The organism is Ramlibacter agri, from assembly GCF_012927085.1.
GTDB lineage: Bacteria > Pseudomonadota > Gammaproteobacteria > Burkholderiales > Burkholderiaceae_C > Ramlibacter > Ramlibacter agri.
On the sequence record NZ_JABBFX010000001.1, the window covers coordinates 3,704,757 to 3,718,052 of the forward strand.

The 13,296-nt window shown below is 70.1% G+C and carries 15 protein-coding genes; 3 read left to right on the forward strand and 12 right to left on the reverse strand.

The features are described from left to right. Positions 1-4: 4 nt before the first annotated feature. Together HHL11_RS18070 and HHL11_RS18075 are read right to left on the reverse strand one after the other, a co-directional pair. On the reverse strand, positions 5-784 hold the full coding sequence (locus HHL11_RS18070; RefSeq protein WP_169419734.1) for an oxepin-CoA hydrolase, alternative type: 780 nt from the start codon (positions 782-784) through the stop codon (positions 5-7). Between the two features lie 5 nt (positions 785-789). Further along, complete coding sequence (locus HHL11_RS18075) at positions 790-2,310, reverse strand: 3-hydroxyacyl-CoA dehydrogenase (protein ID WP_169419735.1); 1,521 nt, start codon at positions 2,308-2,310, stop codon at positions 790-792. A gap of 73 nt (positions 2,311-2,383) precedes the next feature. On the opposite strand from HHL11_RS18075, the gene HHL11_RS18080 reads away from it, so the two are divergent. After that, on the forward strand, positions 2,384-4,489 hold the full coding sequence (locus tag HHL11_RS18080) for a hypothetical protein (RefSeq protein WP_169419736.1): 2,106 nt from the start codon (positions 2,384-2,386) through the stop codon (positions 4,487-4,489). 6 nt (positions 4,490-4,495) lie between these two features. Here HHL11_RS18080 and HHL11_RS18085 read toward each other — a convergent pair whose 3' ends face one another. After that, positions 4,496-5,683, reverse strand: a complete 1,188-nt coding sequence (locus tag HHL11_RS18085) for an MFS transporter (protein ID WP_342593235.1) — start codon at positions 5,681-5,683, stop codon at positions 4,496-4,498. A gap of 23 nt (positions 5,684-5,706) precedes the next feature. Continuing rightward, positions 5,707-6,714 (reverse strand): D-2-hydroxyacid dehydrogenase family protein, encoded by a 1,008-nt coding sequence (locus HHL11_RS18090; RefSeq protein ID WP_169419737.1) that lies wholly within the window; start codon positions 6,712-6,714, stop codon positions 5,707-5,709. Between the two features lie 100 nt (positions 6,715-6,814). On the opposite strand from HHL11_RS18090, the gene HHL11_RS18095 reads away from it, so the two are divergent. Beyond that, positions 6,815-7,327, forward strand: a complete 513-nt coding sequence (locus HHL11_RS18095; protein ID WP_169419738.1) for a DUF1993 domain-containing protein — start codon at positions 6,815-6,817, stop codon at positions 7,325-7,327. On the opposite strand, the gene HHL11_RS18100 is transcribed toward HHL11_RS18095, so the two are convergent. Together HHL11_RS18100 and lexA are read right to left on the reverse strand one after the other, a co-directional pair. Then, positions 7,324-7,587, reverse strand: a complete 264-nt coding sequence (locus HHL11_RS18100) for a hypothetical protein (protein WP_169419739.1) — start codon at positions 7,585-7,587, stop codon at positions 7,324-7,326. The genes HHL11_RS18095 and HHL11_RS18100 overlap by 4 nt on opposite strands. Positions 7,588-7,702: 115 nt before the next feature. Next, positions 7,703-8,380, reverse strand: coding sequence for a transcriptional repressor LexA (gene lexA / locus HHL11_RS18105; protein WP_169419740.1), 678 nt, complete (start codon positions 8,378-8,380; stop codon positions 7,703-7,705). A 72-nt stretch (positions 8,381-8,452) separates the two neighbouring features. Here lexA and HHL11_RS18110 point away from each other — a divergent pair, with 72 nt between their 5' ends. Beyond that, positions 8,453-9,379, forward strand: a complete 927-nt coding sequence (locus tag HHL11_RS18110; RefSeq protein ID WP_169419741.1) for an asparaginase domain-containing protein — start codon at positions 8,453-8,455, stop codon at positions 9,377-9,379. Here the strand turns inward: HHL11_RS18110 and adk are convergent. The 6 genes from adk to HHL11_RS18140 all read right to left on the reverse strand — a co-directional run bounded on the left by adk (position 9,376) and on the right by HHL11_RS18140 (position 13,144). Continuing rightward, the gene (adk, locus tag HHL11_RS18115; protein WP_169419742.1) at positions 9,376-10,041 is read right to left on the reverse strand and encodes an adenylate kinase; all 666 of its coding nucleotides are present in this window, start codon (positions 10,039-10,041) and stop codon (positions 9,376-9,378) included. The genes HHL11_RS18110 and adk overlap by 4 nt on opposite strands. Before the next feature lie 116 nt (positions 10,042-10,157). After that, positions 10,158-10,910: a 3-deoxy-manno-octulosonate cytidylyltransferase gene (gene kdsB, locus HHL11_RS18120; RefSeq protein ID WP_169419743.1), complete on the reverse strand. Its 753-nt coding sequence runs from the start codon at positions 10,908-10,910 to the stop codon at positions 10,158-10,160. Between the two features lie 7 nt (positions 10,911-10,917). Next, the gene (locus HHL11_RS18125) at positions 10,918-11,124 is read right to left on the reverse strand and encodes a Trm112 family protein (protein WP_169419744.1); all 207 of its coding nucleotides are present in this window, start codon (positions 11,122-11,124) and stop codon (positions 10,918-10,920) included. After that, positions 11,105-12,085, reverse strand: coding sequence for a tetraacyldisaccharide 4'-kinase (gene lpxK, locus HHL11_RS18130; protein ID WP_169419745.1), 981 nt, complete (start codon positions 12,083-12,085; stop codon positions 11,105-11,107). The genes HHL11_RS18125 and lpxK overlap by 20 nt, the downstream gene beginning before the upstream one ends. Before the next feature lie 4 nt (positions 12,086-12,089). Then, entirely contained in the window at positions 12,090-12,518 is a 429-nt protein-coding gene (locus HHL11_RS18135) for an ExbD/TolR family protein (protein ID WP_169419746.1), read from the reverse strand. Beyond that, positions 12,515-13,144, reverse strand: coding sequence for a MotA/TolQ/ExbB proton channel family protein (locus HHL11_RS18140; protein WP_169419747.1), 630 nt, complete (start codon positions 13,142-13,144; stop codon positions 12,515-12,517). The genes HHL11_RS18135 and HHL11_RS18140 overlap by 4 nt, the downstream gene beginning before the upstream one ends. Positions 13,145-13,296 lie beyond the last annotated feature (152 nt).

Sequence of the window (13,296 nt, forward strand, 5' to 3'; positions counted from 1 at the left end):
GACGTCAGGTGTAATCCGGCTTCTTCTTGCCCAGGAACGCGCCGATCCCGATCCCCGCGTTCGCGTGGTGCAGGTTGGCCACGAACTGGTCGCGCTCCTGCGCGAGCTGGCGCGTGAGCGGCGCCAGGGCCGCCTCGTTCACCAGCTCCTTGATGCTGGCCAGTGCATTTGGGGCGCGCTCGTTCAGGCGCTCCGCCAGCTGCAGGGCTTCGGCGAGCGCGCTGCCCGCGTCCGCCACCCGGTTCACCAGGCCGAAGTGCTGCAGGCGCTCCGCGGAGATGCGCTCGCCGCACATCAGCAGCTCGTTCACCAGCTGCGAGGGCAGGGCACGCGCCAGGTGCCAGCTGCCGCCGCCATCGGGCGACAGCGCCACGCTGCTGTAAGCCATGACGAAGACGGCGTTGTTGGCGGCGACGATGAAGTCGCAGGCCAGCGCCAGCGAGAAGCCGGCGCCGGCGGCCGCCCCTTCCACCGCGGCGATGACTGGCTTCGGGAAGGTGCGGATCGCCTCGATCCAGCCGTGCAGGCCCTCGATGGATTCGCGCTGCACTTCCTTGGGCTTGGCCCGGTTCTCCAGCAGGCGCTGCAGGTTGCCGCCGGCGCAGAAGGTGCTGCCGGCCCCGGTGATGACGACGCTGCGCACCTCGGGGTTGCTGTCCGCGGCGTTCAGGGCCTCCACGCCGGCGGCGTAGATCTCCGGCCCCAGCGCATTGCGGTGCTCCGGGTTGCTGATGGTCAGGACCATCGTGCGGCCGTGCGAGGCACTTTTCAGTTCGCCAGCCATGGTGTTCAGCTTTCCTCGTGCAGCAGCGACAGGCCGATGGCGCCGCGGCGGCGCAGCCACGGGCTGGGGCGATAGCGCGGGTCGCCGTACACGGTCTGCATGTTGAACAGCACTTCCAGCACGTTGGTCGGGCCCCAGCGGTTGCCCATGGCCAGCGGGCCCATCGGGTAGCCCAGGCCCAGCGTGACGGCCGTTTCCAGGTCGGCCGGCGTGCAGATGCGCTGCTGGCAGATGTCGGACGCGATATTGACGATGGTGGCCAGCACGCGCTGCGTGACGAAGCCGCCGGAGTCGCGGATGACGCTGACTGCCTTGCCGTCACGGGCGAACAGGGCGTGGGCCGCGTCGCGCATGTCAGCGCGGGTTGCCGGGTTGGTGGCCAGCACGCGGCGCTTGGTGGCGGCGTCTTCGACCAGCATGTCGATGCCCACCGTGCGGCTCGGGTCCAGGCGCTCCACGACGGCGACCGTGGTCACGTCGAAGCCCAGCGGCGCGACGATGGTCAGCGCGTGCATCGACGGCGACTGGCCGGTCTCGATGTTCGCGCCCAGTTCCTTCAGCCGCTGCAGCAGCTCGGCGCGGCGGGCGGCGCGGGTCGACACCCACACCGGCGGCAGTTCGGCGACGGTTGGCACCGGCGGCTCGGCCGGTACTTCGGCCTTGCCGTCCACATAGCGGTAGAAGCCTTCGCCGCTCTTGCGGCCCACCACGCCGCCGGCCAGGCGCTGCGCGGTGATGACGCTGGGGCGATAGCGCGGCTCGTCGTAGTACTGGCGATAGATGGACTCCATCACCGGGTGCGAGACGTCGAGTGCGGTCAGGTCCATCAGCTCGAAGGGGCCCAGGCGGAAGCCGGCCTGGTCGCGCAGGATGCGGTCGATGGTGGCGAAATCGGCTATGCCCTCGCCGACGATGCGCAGCGCCTCGGTGTTGTAGCCGCGGCCGGCGTGGTTGACGATGAAGCCGGGCGTGTCCTGCGCCTGCACCGGCGTGTGGCCCATCTGGCGGGCATAGGTGGCGAGCTGTTCGCAGACGGCGGGCGCGGTCTTCAGCCCGGCGACGACCTCCACCACCTTCATCAGCGGCACGGGGTTGAAGAAGTGGAAGCCGGCGAACTGCTGCGGCCGCTTCAGCGCCGCGGCGATCGAAGTCACCGACAGCGAAGACGTGTTGGTGGCCAGCACGGCGTCGGCCGCCACGATGCCTTCGAGCTCGGAGAACAGCTGCTTCTTGATGTCGAGCCGCTCGATGATGGCTTCCACCACCAGCTGGCAGCCGGCCAGGTCCTGCAGCGAATTGGCCGGGCGCAGCCGGTCCTTGCAGGCCTGCACCGCGGCCGCGTCCATGCGGCCCTTCTGCTGCAGCCTGTCCCATTGGGAACCCAGGTCCGCCAGTGCGCGCTGCACGGCTTCGGGCTGGGTGTCATAAAGCAGGACGGTGCTGCCCGCCTGCGCTGCGATCTGGGCGATCCCTCGCCCCATGGCGCCGGCCCCGGCCACGCCAACGGTGTTGTATTGCGTTCCCATCGGGACGAATTATGGTCGACTGCCCCGCCCCTACTCGCCACGGCTGCGTTCCGTGCCTAGAATGCCGCTCTTGATGTTGCACTCGGTAACCGTCCGTACCCTGGTTCTCGCGGCTTGCGGATGGCTGGTCGCCGCAGACGCGTCCGCGCTTTCGCTGGGCCGCGTCCGTGGCGCCGCCCTCGTGGGCCGGATGCTCGAAGTCACCGTGCCCGTCACGCTGGAAGGCACCGAAGGCGAGCCCTGCGCCGATGCGGAAGTGTTCTACGGCGAGCAGAAGATGGCCCGCGCCAGCGCCCGCTGGGAGCCGGGCCCGGACCGCCAGGGCGTGGTCCGCATCCAGTCCTCGGTGCCGGTCGACGAACCCGTCGTGACGATCTACCTGCGGGTCGGCTGCGGCCAGAGCGTCAGCCGGCGCTTCGTGCTGCTGGCCGAGGTGCCGCCGGTCAACGAGCCGTCCTCGCCTTACGTCGGCAGCGTCCCGTCGGCACGGCCGCAACTGCCGCGCAGTGCCGAAGCCCCTGCACCGCGGCCCGCGCCGGCGCCGCGTTCCGCATCCCCCGCGACCTCCGAATCCGCGGAGCCTTCGGCGCCGCCGCCCCGGAGCTCCGCGCAACGCGCGACGGCTGCTGCCGGCGCGCCGCCCGCTCCGCCGGCGCGCGGCCCGCGCAAGCCGGTTGCCAGCGCGCCGCCGGCGGACCGCCTGAAGATAGACCTGCTGGACCTCACGAGCGAGCGCAATCCCACGCTGCGCCTCAGCCAGGAACTGCAGGTGCCGGCGCAGGCGGACCCGCAGGCGCGGCTGAATGCGGCCGCGCTGTGGGCCGCGCTGCAGCGCAGCCCCGAGGACATCCTGCAGGACGCGCGCCGCCAACAGGCGCTGGAGCGTGACCTGCAGGCCTTGCGCGCGCAGACGCAGCAGAACGCCGCCGCCGTCGGCGAGATGCGCGCCCAGGTGGAGAAGGCGCGCTCCGAGCGCCGGCAGGTGTCGCTGCTGGCCCTGGCGGGTGTGGCCGTGCTGGCTGTGCTGGCCGCCCTCATGGGCGGGCTGTGGTGGCGTGCCCGCCGGCTGGAAAACGTGCGCCGCTGGTTCGAGATGCCGCACGAGGCGGCCTCGACCGCGCCGCAGCCGCCTGCGCCCGCCGCGCCAGCGGCCACAGTGCCCACGCCGGCGGCCGCCGCGCCGGTGGCGCTGGGCCCGGCCGCCGCCGCGGCCATCGCCTCGGTGACGTCCTCGGGCTTCGGCAGCCTGCCGTCGGACTTCCACGTCAGCCAGGGCGGCACGGTCCGGATGGTGGGCGTGCAGGAACTGATCGACGTCCACGACAAGGCCGATTTCTTCTTCGCGCTCGGCCAGCACGACCAGGCCATCGCCATCCTGGAATCGCACGTGCACGACCAGGTGGAGACCAGCGCGCTGGCCTGGATGGACCTGCTGGAGCAGTACCACAAGCTGGACCGCCGGGCCGACTACGAGCGGCTGCGCTCCGAGTTCCGCCAGCGCTTCGCGGTGCAGGTGCCCGACTTCGACCATTTCGACCAGCCGACCAGCTCGCTGGAGAACTACGGCCGCGCGCTGAGCCGCATCGTGGCGTTGTGGCCGTCCAAGCGCGTGCTGAACGTGATCGAGGAGTCGATCTTCCGCAAGCCGGGGCTGCCCGGCGCCGAGCCTTTCAGCCTGGAGGCCTACCGCGAGCTGGTGCTGCTGTACCACATCGCCAAGGACGTGGCCCCGGAGGACGACAGCGTGTCGGCCCCGCTGGAGTACCGCGCGACCGATTTCCCCGCCACCTCGCTGCAACCCTTGAACACCCTGGACACCGTCGAACGCACCGTCCTCACGCGCCCGCAAGCCCTGGCCGCCGAACCGCCGGCTGCCGCGAAGCCGGCGCTGGATGCGAAGCCGGAGCCGGAGCCCGAGCGCACCGGCACGCCGCCGCACGCGGTGCCGCCGGAAGAGGCGACCGTGGTGATGGGCCAGCCGGACTTCGACCTGGACATGGATCTCGGCGAGGACCGCGACCACCTCATGGTGCCGCCTTCCTCGCCGCGCATCGGGCTCGACATCGACCTGGACTCCCCGGAGCAGGCGCCGCGCGAGCTGCCGCCGCTGGATTTCGACACCAGCGAGTTCGACGGCTGGAATACGCAGGACCCTGGCGAGCCGCCGCCGCGGCGCTGAATCCGGTCAGGTCGCCCGGCGCGCGAACCGCGTCGCCAGCGCGCTGGCCACCATCGCCGCCAGCAGCCCCGCGAGGCCGGCCCAGTGCAGCCAGTCCATGGCGTCGCGCGCGATCAGCCAGCCCCCGACCGCCGCGCCGATGGCCTGGCCGGCATACATCGCCGAGGAATTCAGGGCCACAGAGGCTGCCGCCAGCGGCGGGGCGATGCCGACCAGGCGCGCCTGCTGCGCCGAGTTGGACGAGAAGCAGCCCAGCGCCCAGGGCACGGTGACCAGCGCAGCGAGCCAAGGCGTGGTGCCGAGCGGATAGGCCGCGAGCGACAGCGCCATCAAGCCCACGGCGATCATCACCGAGCGATGCACGCCCAGCCGGTCGATATAGCGCGTCATGAGCACGTTGCCCAGCAGGCCGAACACGCCGAAGGACAGGAAGTACAGGCTCAGGGCCGTGGGGCCCGAGTCCAGCTTCTGCTTGAAGTAGGGCGCGAAATAGGAGAACAGCACGAACTGGCCGGCGGCGTACAGCACCGTCACCAGGCAGGTCGTCATCAGCGCGCGGGAACGGAAGGTGGCTTGCCAGTCTTGCGCCGACAGCGCAGGCGGCCGCACCCCTTGCGGCATCGCGCGCCAGACCCACGCGGCGCTGAGCAGGCTGACCACGGCCACCAGGCCGAAGGCCCAGCGCCAGCCGAGCGTGCCGCCCACCCAGGCCGCGAGCGGCATGCCCAGCACCGAGGCCAGTGACCAGCCGACGAAGATGAAGGTGATGGCGCGCCCGCGCTGCGCGCCGGGCACCAGCAGGCCCACGCAGGCCGCGGCCTGCGGCGTGAAGACCGCGGGCGGCACCAGGGCCAGCACGCGCAGCGGCAGCAGCCAGGCGAAGGAGGGCGCCAGTGCGCAGGCCAGGTGCAGCAGGGCGTACCAGGCCATGGACAGCGCCAGCAACTGGCGCCGGTCCCAGCCGGCCACCACTGCCGCCAGCAGCGGTGCGCCCAGGCACATCAGCAGCGCCCCGGCCGTCATCAGCTGGCCGGCCGTGGCGACCGGCACGGCGAGGGACGTGCTGATGTCGTTCAGCGTCCCTGGCACCACCATCACGCCGGTCCCGATAACGAAGTTGCCGGCCAGCAGCGCCCACAGCACGGGCGGGTTGCCGGCGCGCGGCGCAGCTTCGAGGGTGGCGGTGGATGACACGGGGACCTCCGCGCTGCGCGCGGTTACCGGCGGACCTGCAATGCGCCCGGGTTGACGATGTTGGTGGGCGTGCCCTTGATGAAGTTGACCACGTTGTCGAAAGCCGCGCCGAAGTAGAGCTCGTAGCTTTCCTGCTCGACGTAGCCGATGTGCGGCGTGCAGATGCAGTTTTCCAGCCGCAGCAGCGCGTGGCCCTGAAGTATCGGTTCGCTCTCGAAGACGTCGACGGCGGCGAAGCCCGGCCGGCCGCGGTTCAGGCCGGCGATCAGCGCTTCCGGCTCGATCAGCTCCGCGCGCGAGGTGTTCACCAGCATCGAGGTGGGCTTCATGCGGTTGAGGTCGTCCAGCTTGACGATGCCGAAAGTCTCCTCGTTCAGGCGCATGTGCAGCGACAACACGTCGCTTTCGGCGAAGAGTTCCTCGCGGCTGGTGGCGGCCAGGTAGCCGTCGCTTTCGGCCTTGGCGCGCGACTCCGGGCTGCCCCAGACCTGCACGCGCATGCCGAAGGCCTTGCCGTAGCCGGCGACCAGCTGGCCGATCTTGCCGTAGCCCCAGATGCCCAGCGTCTTGCCGCGCAGCACCATGCCGACGCCGAAATTGGCCGGCATGGAGGCGGACTTCATGCCGGACTGCTGCCAGGCGCCGTGCTTCAGGCTGCTGATGTACTGCGGCAGGCGGCGCATGGCCGTCATGATCAGTGCCCAGGTCAGTTCGGCCGGGGCGATGGGCGAGCCCACGCCCTCGGCCACGGCGATGCCGCGCTCGGTGCAGGCTTCGATGTCGACGTGCGAGCCGACCCGGCCCGTCTGCGAGATCAGCTTGAGGCGGGGCAGCTTCTCGACCAGCTGGCGAGTGATGGAGCTGCGCTCGCGGATCAGCACGATCACGTCGGCGTCGCGCAGGCGCACCGACAGCTGGCCGATGCCCTTGACGGTATTGGTGAAGACTTTGGCCGGGTACGGCTCCAGCTTGGTTGCGCATTGCAGCTTGCGCACCGCGTCCTGGTAGTCGTCGAGGATGACGATGTTCATGCCCGGATTGTGCCTTGAGCGATCCACCCGCCGCTGCGAGGGCTCCCGGTGGGCGCTACGATGGCGGGCTCTGAACAACAGGCTCCCCGGAGATTCTTCGATGACGATGTCCATGTATTCCGCCAGTGTTCCCGTGTTCCAGCACATGCTGAAGAACCTGGTCCATATCCTCGACAAGGGCGAGCAGTCCGCGGCTGCCCGCAAGTTGGACCCGACAGCGCTCACCACCTACCGGCTTGCGCCCGACATGCTTCCCTTCACGAAGCAGATCATGATTGCCTGCGACGCCGCCAAGCTGGGTGTCGCCCGCATTTCCGGCCTGGAAGCCCCCAAGTTCGACGACAGCGAGGCCTCCTTCCCCGAGCTCAAGGACCGCGTCCAGAAGACGCTGGACTGGCTGGCCACCGTGCCGGCCAGCGCGCTGGACGGCACCGAGGACAAGGACATCACCTTCCCCATCGGCCGCGAGAACACCCGCACGATGAAGGCGCAGGCCTATCTCACCACCTGGGTCCTGCCCAACATGTTCTTCCACATCACCACCGCCTACGCCATCCTGCGGCACAACGGCGTGGACCTGGGCAAGCAGGACTACCTGGTCGGCGCGCGTTAAGCGGCCTCCTGCGCCGCCAGCCGGTCGAGCTCGGCGCAGACGTCCGCCATGCGGCCGGAGATGACCAGCCGGCCGCTGCCGGTGCCGGCATCGAGCACGCGCACCACGCGCAAGGGCTTGGCCGGCGCTGCCGGCGCCGGGTAGGCCACGCGCAGCGGCGCGGACGGCGTGCGCGGCGGCTGCGGACCACCGGCCAGCCACTGGACGAAGGCCTGCAGCGGTGCGAACAGCTGCGGAAGGGAGAAGGTTGCGGTTGCCATGCGGAAGCTCCTTGGGGTTACGCACAGGCAGGATTGCGAAAACAGGGCTGCCGGCGCAGGGTGATGGCGCATCCGCGCGCCATACGCCTGCCACCTGCGGCGGCAGCCGGAGGCCTTACATCAACATCGTGTTGCGAATGAGGCCGACGGCGATGCCTTCGACTTCGAAGGGTTCGCCGGGCTCCACCACGATGGTGGGGTAGTCGGGGTTTTCGGCGTGCAGCTCGATCAGGTGCTTGTTGCGGCGGAAGCGCTTGACGGTGACGTCGTCGCCCAGGCGGGCCACGATGATCTGGCCGTTCTTGGCTTCCTTGGTGGACTGCACGGCGAGCAGGTCGCCGTCCATGATGCCGGCGTCGCGCATCGACATGCCGCGCACCTTCAGCAGGTAGTCCGGCCGGCGCTGGAACAGCCCGCTTTCGACGTAATAGGTGCGATCGACGTGTTCCTGCGCCAGGATGGGCGAACCGGCGGCGACGCGGCCCACCAGCGGCAGCCCGAGCTGCGCCAGGCTGGGCAGCGGCAGGTCGAACTGCTTGATGCGGTTTTCGTGGATGGAGCGCAGCGTTTCGCCCTTGAGGCGGATGCCGCGCGAGGTGCCGCTCACCAGTTCGATGACGCCCTTGCGCGCGAGGGCCTGCAAGTGCTCCTCGGCCGCGTTGGCCGACTTGAAGCCGAGTTCGGCGGCGATTTCCGCGCGGGTGGGCGGCGCGCCCGTACGAGCAATGGCGCTCTGGATCAGGTCCAGAATCTGTTGCTGGCGGGCAGTGAGCTTCGGGGCTTCGTCGATCATCGCGGCTCCTGGCGGAATAACTGTTTCGATATCCAGTAGCTGTATTTTTCAACAGTTCGGACGGGAACGCAAGTGGCAGCAAGAAAAATCGTGGTACTGGGCACTGGCGGCACGATCGCCGGGCGGGCGGCGTCGGCGGCGGACAACGTCGGCTACCAGGCGGCGCAGCTGGGCGTGGCGGAGCTGCTGCAGGGCGTGACTGGCCTCGCGGGGCTGCAGGTGGAAGCCGAGCAGGTCGCGCAGGTGGACAGCAAGGACATGGACTTCGCCATCTGGGCGGCGTTGGCGCAACACTGCGCCCATTGGCTCGCACAGGAGGAAGTGGCCGGTGTGGTGGTCACGCACGGCACCGACACGATGGAGGAGACGGCGTTCTTCCTGCAGTCGGTCTTGGCGCCCGCGAAGCCGGTGGTGCTGACCGGCGCCATGCGGCCGGCGACTTCGGCGCTGGCGGACGGGCCGCAGAACCTGGCCGATGCGCTGGCCGTGGCGGCGGCGCCGGGGGCGCAGGGCGTGAGCGTCGTCTTTGCCGGCGCGGTGCACGGCGCGCACGACGTGGCGAAGCTGCACAACTACCGGCTCGACGCCTTCGGTTCCGGCGACGCAGGCCCGCTGGCTTACATCGAAGAAGGCCGGCTGCGGCAACTGCGCGCCTGGCCCGCGGGCACGCCCCAGCGCGGCGTCGCCAACCTGCGGCCACCGGCCGACTGGCCGCGCGTGGAGATCGTGATGAACCACGCCGGCGCGACGGGCGCCATGGTGCGTGCGCTGGTGGCCGACGGCGCGCGCGGCCTCGTGGTGGCAGGGACCGGCAACGGGACGCTGCACCATGCGCTGGAGCAGGCCTTGCTCGAGGCGCAGCAGGCGGGAGTGGCCGTGCGCCGGACGACGCGCTGCGCGCAGGGGCAGGTCATTGCCACCGCGAACGACAGGCTGCCGGCGGTGGAAGTGTCAGCGGTGAAGGCGAGGATCGGCCTGATCCTCGCGTTGATGCATTAGGCCGGGCAGTTGGCCAGCGCGCCGAGGGCGCGGCCGGTAATCTCGTCCACCGAGCCCATGCCGTCGATCTTGCGGTACACCGGCGCGTTCTGGCCGTCGGCACGGGCCCAGTTGGAGTAGTACTCCACCAGCGGGCGCGTCTGCGACTCGTAGACCTGCAGGCGCTTCTGGACGGTTTCTTCCTTGTCGTCGTCGCGCTGGATCAGCGGCTCGCCGGTGAGGTCGTCCTGGCCATCCACCTTGGGCGGATTGAACTTCAGGTGGTAGCTGCGCCCCGAGGCCGGGTGCGAGCGGCGGCCGCTCATGCGCTCGACGATCGCGTCGAAGGGCACGTCGATCTCCAGCACGCAATCGATCTTCACGCCGGCGTTCTTCATCGCCTCGGCCTGCGGGATGGTGCGCGGGAAGCCGTCGAACAGGAAGCCCTTGGCGCAGTCCGCCTGCGCGATGCGCTCCTTCACCAGGCCGATGATGATGTCGTCGCTGACCAGCGCGCCGGCGTCCATGACTTTCTTCGCCGCGAGACCGAGCGGGGTGCCTGCCTTGACCGCCGCGCGCAGCATGTCCCCGGTGGAGATCTGCGGAATGCCGTACTTCTGGCAGAGAAATGCGGCCTGCGTGCCTTTGCCGGCGCCGGGAGCGCCCAACAAGATCAGTCTCATGAAATCCTCGGATGGTTTGGAATCGCCGGCGCGTGCGGGCCGGGGGCTCGACCCAGCCGTTGCACCTTGTTGCTGCGAGGATAGCATGCGTCCCCCTCAGGGAACTTACGCGTTGACTACGCGAAGTGCCGGCGCACGCGCTCCAGGTCCTCGGGGGTGTCGACGCCTGCGCCCGGGTCGGCTTCGGTCACGTGCACCGCGATGCGGTGGCCGTGCCAGAGCGCGCGCAGTTGCTCCAGCGCCTCGCAGCTTTCCACCGGCGCCTGCGGCAGCGCGGGGAACTGGCGCAGGAAGCCGGCGCGGTAGCCGTAGATGCCGATGTGGCGCAGCGGGCGCGGTTCGGGCAGGGCGGTGATGCCCTGGGCGAAGCCATCGCGCCACCAGGGCAGCGGCGCCCGGCTGAAATACATGGCGATGCCGTCGGCCTGCAGCACCACCTTCACGACGTTGGGGCTGGTGAACTCCTCGATGCTCGCGATCGGGTGCGCGGCCGTGCTCATGCTGGCCTGCGGCCGCTCGTGCAGCAGGCGCGCCACCGCGTCGATCAGCGCGGGGTCGATCAGCGGCTCGTCACCCTGCACGTTGACGACCGCGTCGTCGCCTTGCAGGCCCAGCTTCGTGCAGGCCTCGGCGAGCCGGTCGCTGCCCGAAGGATGGTCGGCGCGCGTCAGCACCACTTCGACGCCGTGCGCGCGGCAGGCCTCGGCGATGCGTTCGCTGTCGGCGGCCACCACCACGCGGCTGGCAGACGAAAGACGGGCGCGCTGCGCCACGCGCACCACCATCGGCAGGCCGGCGATGTCCGCGAGCGGCTTGTCCGGCAGGCGGGTGGAGGCGAGCCGCGCCGGAATCAGGACGGTGTACTGCATGCCGCCTTCAGGCCACGGGCGTGCGGGGTGGCAGGCGCTCGAGCTCTTCGTCGCTGAGCGTGCGCGCTTCTTCTTCCAGCATCACCGGAATACCGTCGCGGATGGGATAGGCGAGGCGGGCGCTGCGCGACAGCAGTTCCTGCCGCTCGCGGTCGTAGTCCAGCGGCCCCTTGGTCACGGGGCACACCAGCAGCTCAAGCAGTCGGTGATCCATCCGGCGATGATAGCTTCGCCTCCAGCAGGCGATCGAGCTCCGGCCAGAAGGCAGGTGCGATCTCCACCTCCAGCGGTACCGCCCAGGCGTCGGGCCGCAGCCGCCAGAGCTTCACCGCGTCCTTCTCCGTGCAGACCAGCGTGGCCTGCGGATCGAGTCCGCTCGCGTCGGCGAAGTCGTGGTGGTCGGGCAGGGCGGTCGTGCGCGCGAGCTGCAGGCCGGCGGCGCGCAGCATCGCGAAGAAGGGCTCCGGGTTGGCGATGCCCGCCACGGCCTGGATGTTTTGCCCCGCCAGGCTGGTGAGCGGCATGCGGGTGCCGTCGGCGCGGACGGCAGTGGACGCGAGGCCGCGCTTGATGTCGTGGCCCGCGATCGCCGGCAGCTGTGGCGGCCGCAGCACCAGGTCCACGTGGCGCGGCCAGGGTTCGCGCAGCGGGCCGGCCGGCAGCAGCCAGCCGTTGCCCAGGCCGCGGGCATCGAACACGCAGACTTCCAGGTCGCGCGCGAGCGCATGGTGCTGCAGGCCGTCGTCGCTGACGATCACCTGCGTGGCCGGATAGGCGGCCAGCAGCGCCCGCCCGGCTTCCGCGCGCTTGCCGGCCACGAACACCGGCACGCCAGACTTTCTTTTCAGCAGCAGGGGTTCGTCGCCGGCGCGGGACGGCACGTCGTCCGCCTGGACCTCGGTGGTGCCATCGCCGCTGCGTCCATAGCCACGCGAGACGATGCCGACCGCGAAGCCGCGTTTGCGCAGGTGCTCGACGATCGCCAGCACCACCGGCGTCTTCCCCGCACCGCCGGCCACGACGTTGCCGACGACGATGACGCGAACCGGGAGATGCTCGGCGCGGGCGTTGCGGCGATCCAGCGCCGCGCCGGCGCGATACAGCAGCGACAGCGGCCACAGCACGCGGGCCAGCGGGCCGCGCGCCAGCCAGGCGCGCTGCAACGCCGCCCGCATGGGGCTACTTGGCCCCGGCCTGCGCCGAGGACTGGGTGGCGAAGGTGATCTGCGTCAGGCCGATGCGGCGCGCCGCTTCCATCACCGTGATCACCGACTGGTGGGTCGCGGTGGCGTCGGCGCTGATGATCACCACCGATTCCTTGCCGGCCTTGGCGGCTTCGGTCAGCGCCTCGGCCAGGGCTTCGGTGCTGCGGCCGGACACCGGCTGCTTGTTGACCATGTAGCGGCCGTCGGCGGAGACGGCCACCACCACTTCCTTGGGATAGTCGCGCTGGGCTTCGGTGTCCGCCACCGGCAGCCGCAACTGCATTTCGGTGAACTTGCTGTAGGTGGTGGTCAGCATCAGGAAGATGAGGATCACCAGCAGCACGTCGATGAACGGGATCAGGTTGATCTCCGGTTCATCCTTGGGACGGGGGCGGAAGTTCATGCCCGGCGCAAGGCAACCAGGTGGCGGGCGAAGCGTTCGGCGGCGAGTTCCAGCGTGAGCAGGTAGTCGTCGACGCGGCCGCGGAAGTAGCGCCAGAAGATCAGCGCCGGGATGGCGACGATCAGGCCGAAGGCGGTGTTGTACAGCGCGACCGAGATGCCGTGCGCCAGCTGGGCCGGGTTGCCGCCGGTGACGCTGCCGGCCGACTGCGAGCCGAAGATCTCGATCATGCCGATCACCGTGCCCAGCAGGCCGAGCAGTGGCGCGGCCGAGGCGATGGTGGCCAGCGCGTTCAGGTAGCGCTCCAGCCGGTGGGCGACGGCCCGGCCGGTCTGCTCCATGTTGGCGCGCAGGTCGGCTTCGGTGCAGCGCGGGTCGGCGTTCAGGGCGCGAAAGCCGCTGGCCAGCACTTCACCCAGGGCCGAGTTCTGCTCGAGCTGGGAGACGACGTCGGGGGAAGGGACCGAGACTCGGGAGACTGCGAGCGCTTCGTCCAGCAGTCGCGGCGGGGCGATCTTGGCCCGCTTCAGGCTCAGGAAGCGCTCGAAAATCAGCGCCAGGGCCAGGATGGAGCAGGCTACCAGCGGCCAGATCGGCCAGCCCGCGGCTTGTATGATCGAAAACAAAGGGGGTCCTCCGCGGCAGGTTCCGCTGCTGAAAGGCACACTTGCGGCGCCTTGCGTGGGGCGGATTATCGCGGACTTGCCAGCTGTAGGACTCGAGCGCGTGGCCGTAGGACGACACTCACAAAAGCTGTGGATAACTTTGTTGAGAAAGC

Bases quoted from the DNA above. Each gene is read 5' to 3' on its own strand.
- HHL11_RS18070 (WP_169419734.1), bottom strand. From the start codon at position 784: ATGGCTGGCGAACTGAAAAGTGCCTCGCACGGCCGCACGATGGTCCTG.
- HHL11_RS18075 (WP_169419735.1), bottom strand. From the start codon at position 2,310: ATGGGAACGCAATACAACACCGTTGGCGTGGCCGGGGCCGGCGCCATG.
- HHL11_RS18080 (WP_169419736.1), top strand. From the start codon at position 2,384: ATGTTGCACTCGGTAACCGTCCGTACCCTGGTTCTCGCGGCTTGCGGA.
- HHL11_RS18090 (WP_169419737.1), bottom strand. From the start codon at position 6,714: ATGAACATCGTCATCCTCGACGACTACCAGGACGCGGTGCGCAAGCTG.
- HHL11_RS18095 (WP_169419738.1), top strand. From the start codon at position 6,815: ATGACGATGTCCATGTATTCCGCCAGTGTTCCCGTGTTCCAGCACATG.
- HHL11_RS18100 (WP_169419739.1), bottom strand. From the start codon at position 7,587: ATGGCAACCGCAACCTTCTCCCTTCCGCAGCTGTTCGCACCGCTGCAG.
- lexA (WP_169419740.1), bottom strand. From the start codon at position 8,380: ATGATCGACGAAGCCCCGAAGCTCACTGCCCGCCAGCAACAGATTCTG.
- adk (WP_169419742.1), bottom strand. From the start codon at position 10,041: ATGAGACTGATCTTGTTGGGCGCTCCCGGCGCCGGCAAAGGCACGCAG.
- kdsB (WP_169419743.1), bottom strand. From the start codon at position 10,910: ATGCAGTACACCGTCCTGATTCCGGCGCGGCTCGCCTCCACCCGCCTG.
- HHL11_RS18125 (WP_169419744.1), bottom strand. From the start codon at position 11,124: ATGGATCACCGACTGCTTGAGCTGCTGGTGTGCCCCGTGACCAAGGGG.
- lpxK (WP_169419745.1), bottom strand. From the start codon at position 12,085: ATGCGGGCGGCGTTGCAGCGCGCCTGGCTGGCGCGCGGCCCGCTGGCC.
- HHL11_RS18135 (WP_169419746.1), bottom strand. From the start codon at position 12,518: ATGAACTTCCGCCCCCGTCCCAAGGATGAACCGGAGATCAACCTGATC.